The sequence below is a fragment of the Oceanicaulis sp. genome, assembly GCF_965284345.1.
GTDB lineage: Bacteria > Pseudomonadota > Alphaproteobacteria > Caulobacterales > Maricaulaceae > Oceanicaulis > Oceanicaulis alexandrii_A.
This window is the reverse complement of the sequence record NZ_OZ260073.1, coordinates 1,117,087-1,136,417: the sequence shown is the minus strand read 5'-3', so window position 1 is coordinate 1,136,417 and position 19,331 is coordinate 1,117,087. Positions and strand designations below refer to the sequence as shown.

At 63.3% G+C, this 19,331-nt stretch carries 19 protein-coding genes; 9 read left to right on the top strand and 10 right to left on the bottom strand.

What is annotated here, in order from left to right:
* Positions 1-17 precede the first annotated feature (17 nt).
* A complete protein-coding gene (locus ACQ66J_RS05645) occupies positions 18-167 on the bottom strand; it encodes a hypothetical protein (protein WP_430430825.1) in 150 nt (49 codons plus the stop codon).
* A 580-nt stretch (positions 168-747) separates the two neighbouring features.
* Here ACQ66J_RS05645 and ilvC point away from each other — a divergent pair.
* From ilvC to leuB, 8 genes are read left to right on the top strand one after another with little or no spacing between them, the layout of a single operon-like run.
* A complete protein-coding gene (gene ilvC / locus ACQ66J_RS05640; RefSeq protein WP_430430824.1) occupies positions 748-1,761 on the top strand; it encodes a ketol-acid reductoisomerase in 1,014 nt (337 codons plus the stop codon).
* 22 nt (positions 1,762-1,783) lie between these two features.
* Positions 1,784-3,478, top strand: a complete 1,695-nt coding sequence (gene ilvG / locus ACQ66J_RS05635; RefSeq protein ID WP_430430823.1) for an acetolactate synthase 2 catalytic subunit — start codon at positions 1,784-1,786, stop codon at positions 3,476-3,478.
* 3 nt (positions 3,479-3,481) lie between these two features.
* Positions 3,482-3,748 carry an ACT domain-containing protein gene (locus tag ACQ66J_RS05630; RefSeq protein ID WP_430430822.1) on the top strand — a complete coding sequence of 89 codons (267 nt, stop codon included), beginning with the start codon at positions 3,482-3,484 and terminating at the stop codon, positions 3,746-3,748.
* Positions 3,745-5,325: a 2-isopropylmalate synthase gene (locus ACQ66J_RS05625; RefSeq protein ID WP_430430821.1), complete on the top strand. Its 1,581-nt coding sequence runs from the start codon at positions 3,745-3,747 to the stop codon at positions 5,323-5,325. Before ACQ66J_RS05630 ends, ACQ66J_RS05625 begins: the two co-directional genes overlap by 4 nt.
* A gap of 14 nt (positions 5,326-5,339) precedes the next feature.
* Positions 5,340-6,308: a branched-chain amino acid transaminase gene (locus ACQ66J_RS05620; protein ID WP_430430820.1), complete on the top strand. Its 969-nt coding sequence runs from the start codon at positions 5,340-5,342 to the stop codon at positions 6,306-6,308.
* Entirely contained in the window at positions 6,286-7,725 is a 1,440-nt protein-coding gene (leuC, locus tag ACQ66J_RS05615) for a 3-isopropylmalate dehydratase large subunit (RefSeq protein ID WP_430430819.1), read from the top strand. Before ACQ66J_RS05620 ends, leuC begins: the two co-directional genes overlap by 23 nt.
* The gene (leuD, locus tag ACQ66J_RS05610; RefSeq protein ID WP_430430818.1) at positions 7,715-8,293 is read left to right on the top strand and encodes a 3-isopropylmalate dehydratase small subunit; all 579 of its coding nucleotides are present in this window, start codon (positions 7,715-7,717) and stop codon (positions 8,291-8,293) included. Before leuC ends, leuD begins: the two co-directional genes overlap by 11 nt.
* On the top strand, positions 8,290-9,357 hold the full coding sequence (leuB, locus tag ACQ66J_RS05605) for a 3-isopropylmalate dehydrogenase (protein ID WP_430430817.1): 1,068 nt from the start codon (positions 8,290-8,292) through the stop codon (positions 9,355-9,357). Before leuD ends, leuB begins: the two co-directional genes overlap by 4 nt.
* A 7-nt stretch (positions 9,358-9,364) precedes the next feature.
* Here leuB and ACQ66J_RS05600 read toward each other — a convergent pair whose 3' ends face one another.
* Entirely contained in the window at positions 9,365-10,198 is an 834-nt protein-coding gene (locus ACQ66J_RS05600) for an SDR family NAD(P)-dependent oxidoreductase (protein ID WP_430430816.1), read from the bottom strand.
* 191 nt (positions 10,199-10,389) lie between these two features.
* On the opposite strand from ACQ66J_RS05600, the gene ACQ66J_RS05595 reads away from it, so the two are divergent.
* Entirely contained in the window at positions 10,390-11,187 is a 798-nt protein-coding gene (locus ACQ66J_RS05595) for a DUF2189 domain-containing protein (protein WP_375548065.1), read from the top strand.
* A 69-nt stretch (positions 11,188-11,256) separates the two neighbouring features.
* Here ACQ66J_RS05595 and ccoS read toward each other — a convergent pair whose 3' ends face one another.
* The 8 genes from ccoS to ccoN form a co-directional block, all read right to left on the bottom strand.
* Positions 11,257-11,424 carry a cbb3-type cytochrome oxidase assembly protein CcoS gene (gene ccoS / locus ACQ66J_RS05590; RefSeq protein WP_375548066.1) on the bottom strand — a complete coding sequence of 56 codons (168 nt, stop codon included), beginning with the start codon at positions 11,422-11,424 and terminating at the stop codon, positions 11,257-11,259.
* Positions 11,421-13,643, bottom strand: coding sequence for a heavy metal translocating P-type ATPase (locus ACQ66J_RS05585; RefSeq protein ID WP_430430815.1), 2,223 nt, complete (start codon positions 13,641-13,643; stop codon positions 11,421-11,423). Before ACQ66J_RS05585 ends, ccoS begins: the two co-directional genes overlap by 4 nt.
* Positions 13,631-14,125, bottom strand: coding sequence for a FixH family protein (locus ACQ66J_RS05580; protein WP_430430814.1), 495 nt, complete (start codon positions 14,123-14,125; stop codon positions 13,631-13,633). Before ACQ66J_RS05580 ends, ACQ66J_RS05585 begins: the two co-directional genes overlap by 13 nt.
* The gene (ccoG, locus tag ACQ66J_RS05575) at positions 14,122-15,615 is read right to left on the bottom strand and encodes a cytochrome c oxidase accessory protein CcoG (RefSeq protein ID WP_430430813.1); all 1,494 of its coding nucleotides are present in this window, start codon (positions 15,613-15,615) and stop codon (positions 14,122-14,124) included. The genes ACQ66J_RS05580 and ccoG overlap by 4 nt, the downstream gene beginning before the upstream one ends.
* Before the next feature lie 106 nt (positions 15,616-15,721).
* A complete protein-coding gene (gene ccoP, locus ACQ66J_RS05570) occupies positions 15,722-16,690 on the bottom strand; it encodes a cytochrome-c oxidase, cbb3-type subunit III (protein WP_430430812.1) in 969 nt (322 codons plus the stop codon).
* Positions 16,683-16,871 carry a cbb3-type cytochrome c oxidase subunit 3 gene (locus tag ACQ66J_RS05565; RefSeq protein WP_375548071.1) on the bottom strand — a complete coding sequence of 63 codons (189 nt, stop codon included), beginning with the start codon at positions 16,869-16,871 and terminating at the stop codon, positions 16,683-16,685. Before ACQ66J_RS05565 ends, ccoP begins: the two co-directional genes overlap by 8 nt.
* Positions 16,872-16,877: 6 nt before the next feature.
* A complete protein-coding gene (gene ccoO / locus ACQ66J_RS05560; RefSeq protein ID WP_430430811.1) occupies positions 16,878-17,636 on the bottom strand; it encodes a cytochrome-c oxidase, cbb3-type subunit II in 759 nt (252 codons plus the stop codon).
* A gap of 10 nt (positions 17,637-17,646) precedes the next feature.
* The gene (ccoN, locus tag ACQ66J_RS05555) at positions 17,647-19,128 is read right to left on the bottom strand and encodes a cytochrome-c oxidase, cbb3-type subunit I (protein ID WP_375550186.1); all 1,482 of its coding nucleotides are present in this window, start codon (positions 19,126-19,128) and stop codon (positions 17,647-17,649) included.
* Positions 19,129-19,331: the final 203 nt, after the last annotated feature.

Genomic DNA, 19,331 nt, shown 5'->3' with positions numbered 1-19,331 from the left:
TTTCGCGTGTGTCGCGCTCAGCCCGTACCGTCCCGCCCTCGAGTAAGGGTGGTGGTAATGGTGGTAATGGTGGTGGTGAGCGCGGTGGAGGTGAGGCAAGCGCCAGAGATCGTGGCGGTCGCCACGGTTATTTCGGCATCAAGCTGGACCTGCGAATGGCGGGTCATGGTCATCTCCACAGTGTGCTGCATCTGCGCAGCATCGACTTTACCCTGACCGGCTTTTCCACACTCCGTCAACCGGACCTCTGTGGCGTAAAAACCACAAAACTTGTCCAGGCAATAGAAAGTTGACCTTTAAAATACTGATAAATATGGAATAATATTTTTCCCAAGTTGTTCGGACATTTTGGTGTTGCGCAACGCAGCATTTCCGCACTAGGGTTTTTGCACAGCCCGGCGAGACGAAAGCAGTCGCATCGCCGGTCATTGTTCGCGTGCCGTTTCACCCGACAAACCGGGGAGCGGCGCATTTTGAAACCGGGAGACAGCGCCATGCGCGACGCAAAGACCCAGACCCAGACCCTGGACGCACAGCGTATCGCTGCGCTGACCGGCTCGGTCGTACTTCTTGTCGTCGTACTCCTTATTACCACCCACGGTGGAGCGGCGGCGCCTGTCTGACGGAGATCAAAACCTCAGACCCAAGCAAACCCCCGCTCCACACCGGAGCGGGGGTTTTTCTTTGCCTCAACCCTGACCGCCAAACCCGAGCCAGCTTCAAACGCCACGGAAAGATCCAAACGCCATGACCCGCATCTACACCGACGACGACGCGAACGCAGACGCTTTGAAGCCCGGCTTCATCGCCATTATCGGCTATGGCAGCCAGGGCCGCGCCCATGCCCGCAACCTGCGCGATTCCGGCCAGCAGGTGATCGTCGGCGCACGCCCGGGCGGCAAGGCCGAAGCGACCGCCAAGGATGACGGATTTGAGGTTTTCACACCCGCCGAAGCCGCCAAGAAAGCCAGCTTCGTGGCGCTCCTCACCCCCGATATGAGCCATAAGGACGTGTATGAGTGCGATATCGCCGCGCAGCTGTCGCCCGGCGATACGCTAATGGTGGCGCACGGTTTCTCGATCCATTACGGCCAGATCCGCCCGCGCACCGATATCGACGTGGTGCTGGTTGCGCCCAAAGGGCCGGGCGATCTGGTGCGCCGCGAGTTTGAGATCGGTCGCGGCGTGCCCTCGCTGTTCGCCATCCATCAAGACGCTTCAGGCAAGGCGCGGGACAAGGCGCTGGCCTATTGCAAGAGCAATGGCGGCACGGCCGGCGGCGCGATCGAAACCACCCTGGCGGAAGAAACCGAAACCGATCTGTTCGGCGAGCAGGCGGTGCTGTGCGGCGGCGCGTCCGAGCTGGTGGCTGCAGGCTACCAGACCCTGGTGGATGCCGGCTATCAGCCTGAAATCGCTTACTTTGAATGCCTGCACGAGCTCAAGCTGATCGTGGACCTGATGTATGAGGGCGGCATTTCTCGCATGCATGATTTCATCTCGGAAACCGCCAAATACGGCGATCTGGTCTCGGGCCCGCGCGTCATCAATGACGAGACCAAGGCGCGGATGCGCGAAGTGCTGACCGACATCCAGACCGGCAAGTTCGCCCGCGACTGGATCCTGGAGAACCAGGCCGGCAAACCGCAATACGACGCCTTGCTGCGGGCCGATCTGGAGCAGGACATCGAGAAAACCGGCGCCCGTTTGCGCGCCCGCATGGCCTGGTTGCAACCCGGCGCCAACGCCGGCCAAGCCTAGCGCGGATCGCAGGAGCACGCTTATGACCGCCCAGCCTCAAACCGCACCCGCCTCCAACGCGCGACGCACCGGCGCCCATCTGGTCGTCGAGGCGCTGCGCGCGGAAGGCGTCACCAAGGTGTTCGGCTATCCCGGCGGCGCGATCATGCCCGTCTATGACGCCCTGCCGGGCTCGGGGCTGGAGCATGTTCTGGTGCGCCATGAGCAGGCGGCGGCGCTGGCGGCGGACGCTTACGCCCGGGTGTCGGGCGAGGTGGGCGTGTGTCTGGCCACCTCCGGCCCTGGCGCGACCAATCTGGTGACCGGCATCGCCAATGCGTTTCTGGATTCGGTGCCCATGGTGGCGATCACCGGCCAGGTGGCGACGCCCTTGATGGGCACGGACGCCTTTCAGGAGATCGACGTCTTCGGCGTCACCCTGCCCATCGTCAAACACTCTTTCCTGGTGCGGGATGCGGCCGACATCCCCAAAATCTTCGCCGAGGCTTTCGAGCTGGCGAAGCGTGGGCGGCCCGGACCGGTTCTGATCGACTTGCCAAAAGACGTCACACAGGCGTCTGCGGCGTTCCCCTCGGTGGATCAGACGGTTCGGGCCCCTGTCAGAGGCGTGCCTTCAGAGCCTGCAAGCATGGCGCAGGCCGAAGCCCTGATCGCCCAGGCTGAGCGACCGCTGCTGTATATCGGCGGCGGCGTGACCCTGGCCAAGGCGGAAGACGCCTTGCGGCGCTTTTTCACGCGGTCGCAAATCCCGGCGGTGGCGACCTTGAAGGGTCTGGGCGCTCTGCCCACTGACACGCCGGGCTTTCTGGGCATGCTGGGCATGCACGGCACGAAAGCGGCCAATCTGGCGGTGAATGAAAGCGATCTGCTGATCTGTGTCGGCGCCCGGTTTGATGATCGCGCGACCGGCAAACTCGACACCTTCGCCCCCCAGGCCCGGATCGTTCATTTTGACGTCGACCCGTCTGAAATCTCCAAACTGCGCGATGCGGATGTGGGACTGACGGGTGATCTGGCCGAAACGCTGGACCGGATGGAGCCCGGCGTGCTGAGCATTGCGCCCTGGCGGCAGCGCTGCGCCGACGCGGCCGAGCGCTGGGCCATGCGTTATGACGCGCCGGGCTCGGGGATTTATGCGCCCAAGCTCTTGAAAGACATCTCCGAACAGGCGGGCGACAAGGCCATCATCACCTGTGATGTAGGCCAGCATCAGATGTGGGTGGCCCAGCATTGCCGGTTCTCGCGTCCGCAAGCGCATCTGACGAGCGCGGGTCTGGGGACGATGGGATACGGCCTGCCCGCCGGCATCGGCGCCTTGATGGCGGAACCGGACGCCACGGTCATCACCGTATCGGGCGATGGCTCGATCATGATGAATATTCATGAGCTGGCGACCCTGCGCCGCTACCGCCTGCCGCTGAAGATCGTTCTGCTGGACAATTCCCAGCTGGGCATGGTGCGGCAGTGGCAGGAGCTGTTTTATGACGAGAATTTCTCCGAGGTGGATCTGTTCGACAATCCCGATTTCGCCGCCGTGGCGCGCGCCTTCGGTGTTGAAGCCTTCACCCTGGACCGCCGCGAGGACGCGCCCGCCGCGATCGACCGGCTGCTGAGCACGAACGGGCCGATCCTGTGCCATGTGCGCATCGACCCGCGTGAAAATGTCTGGCCGCTGGTGCCGCCGGGCAAATCCAATGCTGACATGATGGAGGCCTGATCCATGACAGACCGGATCGAGATCGAATTTCGCCCCAGTGAAGGCGCGATCATGCGTCTGATCGGGCTCGTCGAACGTCGCGGCTTTGAAGTCCGGGGCGTTGATCTGCCTCAGATGCCGACCGCTGGCGAGGCGCGCATGGATTTGACCGTCCAGCCGCGCGACGCCGGACGACGCATGGGCACGCTGTGCGCGCAAATCGCCAAGATTTACGGGGTTAGCGCGGTGCGCGCGGCCTCGATGGCGCCTGCATTCGAGGCTGTGTCATGACTCGCCAGATCACGATTTTCGACACCACGCTGCGAGATGGCGAGCAGGCGCCGGGCTTTTCCATGTCCGAAGCGGGCAAGCTGAGCGTCGCACGCGCTTTGCAGGCCTTGAAAGTGGATGTGATTGAAGCGGGGTTCGCCGCAGCGAGCCCGGGCGATTTCAAGGCGGTGGAGCGGATCGGCCAGGAGATTGAAGGCCCGGCGATCTGTTCGCTGGCGCGCACCACGCCAGGCGATATCGACGCCGCGGCGCGGGCGCTGAAGGACGCGCCGCACAAGCGCCTGCACATCTTTTTGGGGACGAGCCCGCTGCATCGCGAGTTCAAGCTGAACATGACCCCGGATGAGGTTCTGACCCGCATCAAGGACATGGTCGAGCTGGCGCGAACGCATTTTGATGATGTGGAGTTTTCCGCCGAGGACGCCATCCGCACCGAGCGCGGCTTCCTGGTCGAAGCGCTCTCCATCGCCGCGGAAGCCGGGGCGAAGACGCTGAACGTGCCCGATACGGTCGGCTATTCGACGCCGGACGAGATCTATCAGCTGTTCAAGCACCTGACGGAGAAAGTGTCCAAGGCGAACGAGGTGATCTTTTCCGCCCATTGCCATGACGATCTGGGCATGGCGGTCGCTAACTCCCTGGCTGCCGTACGCGGCGGCGCGCGCCAGATCGAGTGCACGGTCAACGGCATCGGCGAACGCGCGGGCAATTGCGCGCTGGAGGACGCCGTCATGGCGATCCGCACCCGCCGCGATGTCTTTAATCTGACCACCAATGTCGACAGCCGCCAGATCATGGCGGCCAGCCGCGCTTTGAGCAAAGCCACGAACACCCATCCGCCCCGCAACAAGGCCATCGTCGGCGCGAACGCCTTCGCCCATGAATCCGGCATTCATCAGCATGGCGTTCTGAAAAACCGTGAAACCTACGAGATCATGAAACCCGAAGACGTGGGGCTCAGCTCCAACCAGATCGTGCTGGGCAAGCACTCTGGCAAACACGCCCTGGCCGCCCGCGCGAAAGAGCTGGGCTGGAGCCTGGAGGGTGAACGCCTGCAAGCCGCCTTCGACGCCTTCAAGGCGCTGGCGGATGAGATCGGGCTGGTGGATTCCGGTCAGTTGTCCGCCTTGCTGGAGCGGCTGGAAAGCGGGGCGCAGGGCGAGGCTGAATTGTGGACATTGAAGCGGATCGACATCCGCTCGCCGCTTTCCCCCAAGGATCATCCTGTGGCCCGCATTGAAATGGACCATGGCCGCCGCGGTCAGGTCACCGACATCGCCAGCGCGCCCGGCGCATTGGACGCCGCCTATCGCGCCGTCAGCCAGATCATGGAGACCCCGGCGCGAGTCGAGGACATCGAGATGCAATACGTGGCCGCCGACGCCCATGACGCCGGCGATGACGGGCAAGGCGCTGACGTGCTGGTCGACCTCAAGGCCGATGTGGGCGGCGAAGTGTTCACCGGTCGCGCCCGCGCCCGCGACATCATTCCCGCCTGCGTCTCCGCCTATATCGACGCGCTCAACAACGCCTGCGCCGTGCGTCGCCGACGCAACGCCAAAGCACACGCCGCCTGAAGGACTTAAATCTCATGTCGATCCAACAAGTTGATCATATCTGGCGCAATGGCGCGCTGATTGCCTGGGCGGACGCGCAGGTGCATGTGCTGTCGCACGCCCTGCATTACGGCACCTCGTTCTTCGAGGGCATCCGCAGCTATGACACGCCGTCCGGCCCTGTCGTGTTTCGCCTGACCGATCATGTGAAGCGCCTGGTGGATTCCGCGCGGATTTATTCCATTGACCTGCCCTATACCCCCGCCGAGCTGGCCGAGGCCTGCAAGCAGGTGCTGCGCGCCAACAATCTGGGCTCGGCCTATCTGCGGCCGGTCAGCTTTATCGGCTATGGCTCGATCGGCGTCGTGCCCGCGGCGGACACCCCGATCGACACCTATATCGCGGCCTTCCCCTGGGGCGCGTATCTGGGCGAAGAGGCCCGCACCAAGGGTGTGGACGTCTGCGTGTCGAGCTGGAATCGGATGGCGCCGAACACCGCGCCGACAGCGGCCAAGGCCGGCGGCAATTATCTGTCGAGCTATCTGATCAGCCGCGAAGCCAAATCGCGCGGTTACGCCGAAGGCATCGGTCTGGATGTGGACGGTCGCCTGTCGGAAGGGGCGGGCGAGAACCTGTTCCTGATCAAGGACGGCAAGCTGATGACGCCGCCCGCCAGCTCCTCGATCCTGCAAGGCATTACCCGCGACAGCGTCATCCGGCTGGCGAAACGCGAAGGCCTCGAAGTGGTCGAGCAGGCGCTGCCGCGCGAGATGCTCTATCTGTGCGACGAGGCGTTTTTCACCGGCACCGCCGCTGAGGTCACGCCCATTCGCTCGATCGACGACAAGACCACCCGCGCCGCCGGCGCCGGGCCGATCACGCGCCTGATCATGGATCGCTTTTTCGGATTGTTTGAAGGCCGCACCCAGGATGACTGGGGCTGGCTGGAGCCTGTTCACGCCCAAGCTGAGGAGACTGGTCATGAAAACGCCGTCGCCGTCTGACGCTTCGCCCAAAACCCTGTTTGAGAAGGTCTGGGAGACCCACCAGATCCAGGCTGAGACCGACGCGGCGCCCGCGCTGGTCTATATCGACCTGCATCTCATCCACGAAGTGACGAGCCCGCAAGCCTTCACCGCGCTCGAGCAGCGCGGCCTGACGGTGCGCCGCCCCGACCGGGTGTTCGGTACGCTCGATCATTCCACGCCCACCACGCCGCGCACGCCGGGCTCCAAACCGATCTACATCAATGCGGCTGCGAAAAAACAGGTGGAGACGCTGGAAGATAATTGCCGCCGCCACGGCATTCGCCTGGCGGGCTGGGACAGCCCGGACCGGGGCATCGTCCATGTGATCGGGCCGGAGCTGGGTCTGACCCAGCCGGGCATGACCATTGTCTGCGGCGACAGCCACACCTCCACCCATGGCGCGTTCGGCGCTTTGGCGTTCGGCATCGGCACCACTGAAGTGGGCCATGTGCTGGCGACGCAAGCGCTGTTGCAATCGAAACCCAAGACCATGCGCGTCACCGTGGATGGGCGCTTGCCTCATGGCGTGGGCGGCAAGGATCTGATCCTCGCGATCATCGCCGAGCTGGGTGCCGGCGGCGCGGCCGGCCATGTGATCGAATACGCTGGAGATGCGATTGAAGCCCTGTCGATGGAAGAGCGGATGACGGTCTGCAACATGTCCATCGAGGCGGGCGCCCGGGCGGGCATGATCGCGCCGGACGCCACCACGTTCGCCTGGCTGGAAGGCCGCAAGCACGCGCCCAAGGGCGCGGCCTTTGAAGCGGCGAAGCAGCGCTGGGCTCAGCTCAAATCTGACGCCGACGCGCAATTTGACGCTGAAGTGCGTCTGGACGGATCAAAACTCGCGCCCATGGTCACCTGGGGCGACAGCCCGGACATGGCGGCGCCGATTGACGCGTCCGTCCCTCGCGCGCCTGAAGGCCCCGCCGCCGAGGCGCTCGCCTATATGGGGTTCAAGGCGGGCGAAGCACTGATGGGGGAAACCATCGACGCGGTCTTTATCGGCTCGTGCACGAATGCGCGCCTGTCAGACCTGCGCGAGGCGGCGGCGGTCATCGCCGGCCGTCACGTCAAACCGGGCGTGCGCATGCTGGTCGTGCCGGGGTCCGAAGCGGTGAAACGCCAGGCGGAAGCGGAAGGGCTCGACGCCATTTTCCGCACCGCAGGCGCGGACTGGCGCGAGCCGGGCTGCTCCATGTGCATCGCCATGAATGGTGATAGCGGGCTGGCGGGCGAGCGCATCGTCTCGACGTCCAATCGCAACTTCGCCGGCCGTCAGGGCCGTGGCGTACGCACCGTTCTGGCGAGCCCGGCTACCGCCGCCGCCTCCGCCATCGCCGGCGCCATCGCCGATCCGCGCCGTATTCTGGAGGCGTCTCATGCTCAATGAACCCATTACGAAGGTCATTTCGCGCAGTTTCGTGATTGAGGACGCCAATATCGACACCGACCAGATCATCCCGGCGCGGTTTCTGACCACCACCGAGCGTGGTGCGCTGGGCGAGGCGTGTTTTCATGACTGGCGCTTCACCCCGGACGGCGCGCCGACCGCGCATCCGCTCAATCAGGTGAGCCGCGACGAGCAGCGCATCCTGATCGCGGGGGATAATTTCGGCTGCGGCTCCTCGCGCGAACACGCGCCCTGGGCGTTGCGTGACTTTGGCGTTGAAGCCGTGATCACGTCGCGCGCGGCGGATATCTTCAAATCCAATGCGCTCAAGAACGGCCTGGTGGTCTGTGAGATCGATGAGGCCGCCCATGCGGCTTTGCTCGACCGTGAAGATCTTGAAGTGACCGTCGACGTGGTCAATCAGACCGTTACGGCGGGCAATATCACCGCCAGCTTCAAGCTTGATCCGTTCGCGCGCACCTGCCTGATCGAAGGCGTGGATCCTTTGGGCTTCATCCTCAACCAGTCTGACGCCATTGCCCGGTTTGAGCAGGAGAGCGCGGCATGAGCCAGTCCATCTTGATCCTGCCCGGCGACGGCATAGGCCCGGAAGTCGCGAGCGCGGCGAAGGCCTGCTTGCAAGCCGTCGCCAAGCTGGAAGGGCTGGACTTCACCTTCTCAGAAGCCGCCTTTGGCGGGGCGGGGATCGATGCCTGCGGCGAGCCCTTGCCTGAAGAGACGCTGAAAGCGGCTGAGGCCGCGGACGCGATCTTTCTCGGGGCTGTGGGCGGGCCGCAATGGGATCATGCGCTAAAACGGCCCGAGCAGGGATTGTTAGGCTTGCGCAAGGCGTTGGGCCTGTTCGCCAATCTGCGCCCGGTCAAAGTCTTTAAGGGGCTCGAGTATCTCTCACCTCTGAAGGAAGACCGGGTTGCGGGCGCGGACGTGCTGATCGTGCGCGAGCTGACGGGTGGTCTTTATTTTGGCGAGAAGCGCGAAGGCGAGGACGAAGCCTTTGACGGTTGTTCGTATTCGCGCGCGGAAGTCAGCCGCATCGCCGAGATCGGTTTCAAGGCCGCGCAAAGTCGCAAGGGCACGCTCACCAGCGTTGACAAGGCCAATGTGCTCGCCACCTCGCGGCTCTGGCGCAAGACGGTGAATGATCTTTCCAGTCAGTATCCTGATGTGACGGTCGACCATCTGTATGTGGACGCCGCCGCCATGGCGCTGGTGACCCATCCCGCACGCTTTGACGTCATCGTCACCGAGAACCTGTTTGGTGATATTCTGTCTGATGAAGCCGCTGTGGTGGCGGGCTCGATCGGGCTATTAGGCTCCGCCTCACTGGGCGCGTCCGGGCCGGGTCTGTTTGAACCCATCCATGGCAGTGCGCCGGACATCGCCGGGCAGGACAAGGCGAACCCGTCCGGCGCCATCGCCAGTGCGGCCATGCTGCTGCGCTATGGCCTGGACCAGCCGAAAGCCGCCGACCGTCTGGAAGCGGCGCTTGAAGCGGCTTTGCAAGAAGACGAGCGCACGGCGGATCTGGGCGGGACGGCCAAAGGCTCAGCCTTTGCGCAATCCGTCCTCGCTCATATCCAGACGGCACAGGTGATGGAGCCGGCGCAATAAGCCGGCTCTAGTCCGCCTGTCGGCGCGCGACCTTCTTCTTGATAAAGTCCCAGTATTTGATCGGGAAGACCCGCTCCATGATCGCCAGCGTATGAGCGTCGCGGCCCACCAGAACGCGGGGGCGGCGGCGCTCGACGCCGCGCAGGATGATCTCGGCGGCTTCGGGCGGCGGCATGACCAGGCCTTCCTTGGCCATTTTCTGCACCGCTTTAAGTTCGGCTTCGGTCATGTCGGCGGGCTTTTTCGCATCCTCGGCGATTTTGGTGTTCACGCCGCCGGGATGCACGGTCGTCACGCCGATGGAGGTGCCTTCAAGTTCGTGCATCAGGGCGTTGGAAAAGCCGCGCACCGCGAACTTGGCCGACGAATACGCCGTCTGACCCGCCGGCGCGACAATGCCGAAAATCGATGAGACATTGACCAGCTGAGCGGCGTCCGCCTGTTTCATCAGCGGCAAGAAAGCGCGGGTCATGCGCACGACACCGTAGAAATTGATGTCGATCAGCCATTCAAAATCATCGTCCTTGACCCGGTCGAATGTCCCGCCCAGCGCCACGCCGGCATTGTTAAACAGGGCGTGCACGGCCCCATGCTCAGCGTCGACGGTTTTGGCGAAGGCTGTGATCTGATCTTTGTCGGCCACGTCCACCTTATGGGTGGTCACCTTGATTTCATTGCTTTTCAGGGCGTCCGCAACGGCGTTCAGGCGCTCTTCATTGATATCGGCCAGCGCCAGATTGGCGCCGCGAGCGGCCAAAGCCGCGGCGAGGGCCGCGCCAATGCCGCTGCCGGCGCCGGTGATGACCGCCGTGCGGCCTTTGAAATCGAGCGGTTGGGTCATGCTCTCCCCTTTGGATTTTCTTGCCGGATGAGATGTGAACGCTGTTCACTCCGGAGTTTGCCGCAGAGTTTCAGAGTTTCTCGCTCCTGTCCATTGCGTCGGTTCGGGGTGCGGCGCTGAGTCTGACTTGTCAGGGAAATCAAATGAGATCACAGTTGCAATACACACAATAATTATAGGGAGGAGTTCGCATGGTTACGCTGGAAAAAGTGCGTCGTGATGCGCCCTGGGCCTGGATCAAGGGCGCGATCGACGACATGGCCGCCGCCCCCTTCCTGTCCATAGGATATGGTGTCGTTTTCACTGTGATCGGCCTCGCCATTACGGTCGGGCTCTGGTCGCTGGGGCAGGGCGCGGTCGTGCCGGTGATGATGGGCGGTTTTGCGCTGGTGGCGCCCGCCTCGGCCATTGGCATTTACCGGATCAGCCAGATGCGCGATCAGGGCAAGACGCCGGGCCTTTGGGATTTCTGGTCGATTCCCAAGGGACGTTTCACCCAACTCGCCTTGCTCAGCGTTTTGATGCTGGTCTTCTTTCTCACCTGGGCGCGTTTGGCGCAGATGATGTTTGCGCTGTTCACTCATGAAGCGGATTTCCGCCTCGACAGCTTCCTGCCCTTCCTGTTCACCGATGTGCAGGGCGTGATGCTGATGGTGATCGGCACCCTGGTCGGCGCCGCTCTGGCGCTTGTGGCCTTCATGGTCTCCGCGCTGTCCTTCCCCATGATGGTGGATCAGGATGTGGACGCGGTCACGGCTGTGGTCGCCTCCATCAAGGCGGTGAAGGATCAGCCTGACGTGATGCTGGTCTGGGCGTGGATCATCGCCTTCGCCACCGGGGCGGGCCTCGCCTTGTTCGGCGTCGGCATCGCCATCACCTTCCCTCTGATCGCCCATGCCAGCTGGCGCGCGTATAAGGATTTCAATCCGCGACCCTCGCCGAGCGCCAAGGAAGTCGAGGCGCGGCTGGCTGAAAAGAACCAGGCCTGATCGTTCACGCGTAACGCATAGAAAAGCCCCGGCTCTGATGGCCGGGGCTTTTTCGTGCTTGGGGAAGGGCTAGCGCTCGTCCTCATCCACGATGGGACCGTCATCATCAATGAGGATGCGTTCGGCGGCGCCGTCGAGATCATCATACTGACCTGATTTCATCGCCCAGAAAAACCCGAGAAGGCCCATGGCGCCGAGCACCAGGGCGGCGGGGATCAGCCAGAGTAAAGCGGTCATGCGCGCCAGAGCCTCAATGCGTTGGCCATCACCACAAGCGAGCTGGCGGACATGGCGATGGCGGCCACCAATGGCGTGACCAGACCAAACACCGCCAGCGGCACGGCGATGACGTTATAGATGTTGGCGAGGGCGAAGTTTTCCATCATCCGCGCCCGCGCCGATTTGGCGATATCGATGGCGCGCGGCAGCGCCGCCAGCCGGTCGCCTTGTATGACCAGATCGGCCGCCGAGCGGGAGATGTCCGCTGCTGAGCCCATGGAGACCGAAACATGCGCCGCCGCGAGGGCGGGGGCGTCATTAATGCCGTCGCCCACCATGATCGGGGTGTCGCCCGCGTCCTTCAGCGCGTTGATCCGGTCGATCTTGCCTTGGGGTTTCAGTCCGGCCTGATACCGGTCAAGGCCCAGCGCCTGAGCCGCGGCGGCCACGGGCGCCTCGCGGTCACCCGATAGAAGCTCGATCGGCAGGCCATGGGCCTTGAGGCCCGTAACCGCATCCAGGGCGTCGGCCCGCAAACTGTCTGAAAACACAAACCGAACCGGCGCTTCGCCCTCCACCATGAGCCAGGCTTCAAGCACGGACGGGTCCGTATCCTGGCCCTGTTTTTCAAGGCCAAGCCAGGCGGCGGATCCAAACTGGATCACCGCGCCGTCCGCCGTTCCGGTTAGGCCGCCGCCTGCAATTTCCTGAAGATCATCCGCTAGCGGACCGGGGCCGGCCGCCTCCGCCAGTGCGCGGGAGATGGGATGACGCGAGCCGCGCGCCAGACGGGCGGCGAGAGTGAGGGCGCGGGGTGAAATATCCTCTGAATTGATCAAGGCGGGGCGGCCCAGCGTCAGCGTACCGGTCTTGTCAAAGACCACCGATTTCGCTTCGGCCAGCCGTTCCAAAGCGTCTCCGGATTTCAGCAGCACGCCTTCGCCATAAAGCCGACCTGACGCCACCACTTGCACCGCTGGGGTCACCAGCGCCAGGGCGCAGGGGCAGGTGATGATCAGCACCGCGATGGAATTCATCACCGCATCGTGGACATCCCCGGTGATCGCCAGCCAGCCGGCCAGCGTGATAAGCGCCATAGCGAACACGCCCGGCACATAGGCGCGCGCGGCCTTGTCCGCATAGCGCACATAGCGCGACCGACCCTGTTCGCCGGCTTCGACGAGACGCGAGATTTCCGCCAGCAGGGAATCGTCGCGCGCGGCGCGGGCCTTCACCGTCAGCGGCGCGTTGAGATTGATCATGCCGGAATAGACCAGCGCGCCCGGCTCCAGCGTCTGGGGCTGGGTCTCGCCGGTGACGAGGGCCGCATCCACATCGCCCCGACCTTCGATCACTTCGCCATCCACCGGCAGGCGGTCACCGGGCGCGATGCGCAGCAGATCGCCCGGACGCACGTCGCGGGCGGGAATGGCTTTCACAGAGCCGTCGGGCGCGATGCGGTGCGCGATGCGGGCCTGTAGCGCCGCCAGATCGCGCGCCGCCTGTCCGGCGCGAGCGCGCAGTCGCACATCCAGAAACCGTCCGATCAGAAGGAAGAAGAGCAGCATGACCGCGGCGTCGAAATACGCGGCCCCATGCCCGAGCGCTGTTTCATAGATCGACAAACCGCACGCCAGCAGCACCGCCAGCGAGATCGGCAGATCCATGTTCACCGTGCGGGCGCGAACGCCAGCGATGGCGTTCTTGAAGAACGGCCAGCCCGCATAAGCGACGGCGGGCAAGGCGATCAGGCCGGAGATCCAGTGCATCAACGTGACGGTGGCCAGGCTCATCTCGCCTTCCCCCGCCCAGACCGAAATCGACAGCAGCATCACATTGGCCGAGGCGAAGCCCGCCACACCCAGGGCGCGCAACAGGCGCTTTTCCTCGTCAGATCTGGGATCATCCGCCGTTTCGGGCTGATAGGGCTTGGCGCCATATCCCAGAAAATCGAGCCGGTGAACGATCTCCTCGGCTGTGCTGTCAGGACCTGAAAAACTCACCGCCAGACGCCCGGTCGAGAGGTTGAGCCTGGCGCGCTTCACCCCGTCCATCTTCTGTAGCCCGTCCTCGATCTTGACGATGCAGGCGGCGCAATGGGCGCCCTCGACGGCGAGGTCGATGGCCTTGCTGTCTTCGGTCTGGCGCACAAAGGCGGTGATCTCGTCACCGGATGCGGAAGACGCGTCGCTGAAGGGCGGGCTTGAGGCGTTGAGGGCTGACTCTAGCGACGCCACAGCTCGCGCTCCAGCACGAACGGGGCGTCCGCGTCGACAGCTTCAGCGTGCAGCGTCCAGCTTCCCAGCGGCAAATCCTCAACCGGCGCGGAATAGACGCCTGGCCGGGCTTCGCTGAACACCAAAGCATGATCAAGATCGGTGCTGGCGGGGTGGCGCAGAACGCCTTCCAGCGCCAATCCCATGACGGCTGTGTCCTCCGCATCGGTGACGCGGATCAGCACCCGGTCCTCGGCCAGATTGACCGCCGCCGTCCAGCCCAGCTCTGCCTGGGCGCGGCGCTGGTCGATGACGGCGTTGTACTCCAGCCCTTGCACGTAGGACCGGCGCTGGTCCTCGCCGGGGAAGGTGCGCATGGCCATGGTGACGAACACCGTATTCACTCCGATGATGACCGAGAAGAACAGGATCATCCCCGCCAGCACGTGCCAGCCCTTGATGCGGAATCCCGTCTCGGAGTCGGTCGCGGGAAGGTCGGTCATCGGGATTCTCCGGTCTGGAAGGCGGAACGGGTCTGGGCCTGCTCGCCCGTCTCATTATCTGTGACGATAAAGGTCAAGGCTTCAGACGGCGCATCCACCGCGTCGCGCGGCAAGGTGACATAGAGCCTGAAATCCTGCGTCTGGTCCGCGCCGACTTCAAGCTGACGTGATGTCTCATCCGCGCCCAGCACCCGCACGCTCATGGCGGGATCGCCCTCAATCGTCAGTTCATAGGTGCGCGGCTGGCTCGACTTGTTCAGAACCGTCAGCGTGTAGCCATTGCGCACGGCGCCGTCTGACAGACGCACATAATTGGGATTGCGATCGCGCGAGGCGTTCAGCTCCAGCACGGAGCGGTTCACCAAGCCAAACAGCATGATGCCGCTCACCGCCGCCAGCAAGACGGCGTAAAGCACGGTGCGCGGCCGAATGAAGCGATAGCGCAGTTTTTCCTCCCGCGCGCGGCGCTCCACATTGTCCTGGCTGTCATAAGAGATGAGGCCTTTCGGGCGTCCGATCTTGCCCATGATGTCGTCGCAGGCGTCGATGCACAGCGCGCAATTGATGCACTCCAGCTGGTCGCCGTCGCGAATGTCGATACCCATCGGGCAGGCGGCGACACAGGCCTTGCAGTCGATGCAGTCGCCGCGACCTTCCCAGCTCTCGCCCTTCTTGTGGCGGCCGCGCGGTTCGCCGCGATCGACGCGATAGGTCACGCTCAGCGCTTCCTTGTCGATCAGTGCGCCCTGGATGCGCGGCCAGGGGCACATATAGGTGCAGACTTGCTCGCGCATGGAGCCGGCGAGGATATAGGTGGTGAAGGTCAGGACCGCGAAGAAGATGTAACTCGTCAAAGCGGCCTGGCCGGTGACGAAATTGTTCACGACCGCAAAGGCGTCGTGGAAATACAGGATCCAGGCGCCGCCCGTGGCCGCAGCGATTGCGATCCAGACGGCGTGCTTTCCGATCTTGCGCCAGGCCTTGTTCAGGCTCCAGTCGGCGCGGTTGAGCATGATGCGCTTGTTGCGGTCACCCTCAAACAGGCGCTCGACCGCGATGAACAGATCGGTCCAGACGGTCTGCGGGCAGGCATAGCCGCACCAGACCCGGCCAAACAATGCGGTCACCAAGAACAAGGCCAGCGCCGACAGAATCAGCAAGCCCGTTATGTAATAGACTTCCTGGGGCCAGATCTCGATGAAGAAGAAGTAGAAACGGGCGTTGGCGAAATCCACCAGCACGGCCTGATCGGGCGCGTCCGGTCCGCGATCCCAGCGCAGGAAGGGCGTGATGTAATACACAGCCAGCGCCAGGGCCATGAAGACCCATTTGCTGAAGCGGAACTTGCCGTGCACCAGCTTGGGGTGGATCGGCTCGCGTTTCTTGTAGAGCTCGCGCGAATGAGCGGCGTTGACCGCGACCGCGTCATGGGCTTCCACCCCGTCTGCGGCTTGTTCCCGGTCTGCGGGACGGTTTTTAATAAGATTCATAGCCTTTTCCGGCTTTCAGCCGTTGTTCGGACTGTTGCGCCACCTGGCTCGCCCCAGTGTAGCCAGATGGCGCAATATCGTCAGACTTATGGCGCGTGAGACCGTCCTAGCGGCCCGCCGCGTCCAGCGTATCCATAGCGTCGGCCGCACTGGCCTCGGTGTAAGCCCCATCGCTTTCACCGCCGCCCAGCAGATAGACATAGGCGGCCAGCGCCGTGATCACTTCTTCATCCAGACGCCCGTCCCAGGCCGGCATCACGCCATAGGGACCGCGCCAGATCGTGTTGGAGATCTGGTCATGCGTGCCGCCATAAAGCCATTCCTGATCGGTCAGGTCGGGGGCGCCCTGCATGCGGTCGCCCATGCCCTCAGGACCGTGACAGGCCGAGCACTGATACTCGTAGATTTCAGCGCCGACAGTCTGTCCCGCCTCGGTGGGTTCGATCATGTCAGACAGGGTCATGACGTAATCTGTGACCGCCGAAATTTCCGCGCGGCTGAGAAGCTCGTCGCGGCCATAGGCCGGCATTTGCGAGAAGCGGGTGTCAGGATTGTTCTCCCAGCGAATGCCCACATGCAGGGTGTGGCGGATGTCGTCGAACGAGCCGCCCCACAGCCACACATCGTCATTGAGGTTGGGATAGCCGATAAAGCCCTGACCGCCCGCGCCGTGACAGGTGGCGCAATTGTCGCCGAACGCGGACGAGCCCGCGGCCAGTGCAAAGTTCAAGAGGTCGGGGTCGGCTTCAATGGCGCGAATACCGCCGGTGTCCGCCGCCTCGGTGAGGCGGGTGAACATGGGCGCGCGGCTTTCTTCAAGCTCGGCGATCGCGACGGCCACATTGGCGCGTTCAGAGTGATCGCGCACGCCGCGCAAATGCCCGTCCATGCCCGGCAAGGCCGGCCAGGACGGCATGAAGATCCAGTAGATCACCGACCAGACGATGGAGGCGTAAAACACCCACACCCACCAACGCGGCAGCGGGTTGTCCAGCTCCTTGATGCCATCCCATTCATGGCCCGTGGTGTCCACGCCGCTATAGGCGTCGACGTCTTTCTTGTGCTCGTCAGACATGAGTGTCCTCCGTGTCCGAGGCGGCCGCCGGGCGTGCGTCGTCTTCGAGCGGCACGCGCGCGGCGTCGTCAAATTTATCCTGATTTTTCGGCCAGAGGGCGTAGACCAGGACCGTGGCGAAAATCACCACGAACCCGATCAGCCCCCAGGTCTGTGCGAAGCTTGACAGCGTTTCGTACATGACGACCTACCTCAGGTTCTCGTCGGCGTCGGCCTGATAGGTGGAGAAATCCACCATCGTGCCGAGCACCTGCAGATACGCGATCAGGGCGTCGAGCTCGGAGACCATCTCCGGGTTGCCGTCGAAATCGCGGATCGGCGCGCCCGGATAGCGGGCCAGGAACGCGTCATAGCCGGCCGAATAGGGATCGAGCTGGACGGCCAGATCGGATTCTGCGTTTTCGATCATCTCGTCGGTGTAGGGCACGCCCAGACGGCGCAGCGCCCGCAAACGACCTTCCACCACGCCGGTTTCCAGCTCTGTGGTCTCCAGGAACGCATAGGGCGGCATGATGGATTCAGGCACCACAGAGCGCGGATCGCGCATATGGTCACGGTGCCATTCATCCGAATACTTGTTCCCCAGCCGGGCCAGATCCGGCCCGGTGCGTTTGGAGCCCCATTGGAAGGGGTGGTCGTACATGCTCTCGGCCGCCAGCGAGTAATGGCCGTAGCGCTCCACCTCGTCACGCAGCGGGCGGACCATCTGGGAGTGGCAGTTGTAACAGCCCTCCCGAATGTAGATGTCACGGCCCATCAACGCCAGCGGTGAATGGGGACGCACGCCCTCCACTTCCTCGATGGTTTCATCGAGATAGAAGAGCGGCGCGATCTCCACCAGGCCGCCGATGGAGACGACAGCCAGCACGCCCACGGTCAGCACCAGCGAGTTCTGCTCGAGAACCTTTTTGTGCCAGCCCCAGATCGGATTTTCTTTCTTCGCCATATCCGCCTCCCTATTCGGCCGGTTGGATAGCGGCGGACTGCGGGTTCACCGCGTCCTCGGTATCAGCGACGTCGCCCTTGATGGTCTTGTAGACATTCCACGCCATCAACAGAGCGCCCGCCAGGTACATCAGCCCGCCCAGGGCGCGAATGATGTAGGACGGATGCATGGCTTCAACGGTCTCGACGAACGAGTATTCGAGGAAGCCCAGCGAGTCATAGGAGCGCCACATCAGGCCCTGCATGATGCCCGACACCCACATGGAGGTGATGTAGAGCAGGATGCCCAGGGTCGCGATCCAGAAGTGCCACTCGATCAGGGCGCGTGAGAACATGCCCTTGCGCTTCCACAGCCAGGGAACCAGGCAATAGATCGCGCCAAAGGAGATGAAGCCCACCCAGCCCAGAGCGCCCGAGTGCACGTGGCCGATCGTCCAGTCGGTGTAGTGCGACAGCGAGTTCACGGCGCGCACCGACATGACCGGACCTTCAAAGGTCGACATGCCGTAAAACGCGACCGAGACCACCAGCATGCGGATCACCGGGTCGGTGCGCAGCTTGTCCCAAGCCCCTGACAGGGTCATCAGGCCGTTGATCATCCCGCCCCAGGACGGCATCCACAGCATGATCGAGAAGGTCATGCCCAGCGTCTGCGCCCATTCCGGCAGCGCCGTATAGTGCAAGTGGTGCGGGCCCGCCCAGATATAGATGAAGATCAGCGCCCAGAAGTGGATGATCGACAGGCGGTAGGAATAGACCGGCCGTTCAGCCCGCTTGGGGATGAAGTAATACATGATCGCCAGGAAGCCGGCGGTCAGGAAGAAGCCCACGGCGTTGTGGCCGTACCACCACTGGGTCAAAGCGTCCTGCACGCCCGAGAAGGCGGAATAGGAGCGCGAGCCCAGCAAAGACGCCGGCATGGCCAGATTGTTGACCACATGCAGCATCGCCACGGTGACGATGAAGGCCAGGTAGAACCAGTTCGCCACATAAATGTGCGGCTCTTTGCGCTTGGCCAGCGTGCCCAGGAAAACCAACAGATAGACGACCCAGACCAGGGTCAGCCACAAATCGGCGTACCATTCCGGCTCGGCGTATTCTTTTGACTGGGTGATGCCCAGAAGATAGCCCGTGGCCGCGACCACGATGAACATCTGATAGCCCCAGAACACGAACCAGGGCCAGACGCCGCCGGCGAGACGGGCGCGGGTGGTGCGCTGGACCACGTAAAAACTCGTGGCGATCAGCACATTGCCCCCGAAGGCGAAGATCACTGCGCTGGTGTGGACCGGACGCAGACGCCCGAAATTGAGTTGCGGGAAGGCGTCCCAGGACAGGAAAGCCGGCCAGGCCAGTTGCGAGGCGATAACGACGCCGACCAGAAGCCCGACAATCGCCCAGAACATCGAGGCGATAACCCCGTACTTGACGATGTTTTCATTGTATTCGGCGGGGTCGCGCTCGACCCCTCCGTTTGAGTACACGCCGACCATGCCGAACAGGCCCAGCACGAAGCTGGCCCCGATCACCCAGGCGTGAAGTCTCATATTCGCGTCTGCGCCATTGGCGGCTGCGAACAGCGACCAAAGGGCGCCAAGCAGCAGTATGCCGCCGACAATCATAGCGTTGGCGTCTAAGCCGGTTTTGGGTCGGTCCGCGTGCGCGGTCATTTCGCCCCTCCCTGATGTAGGCAATG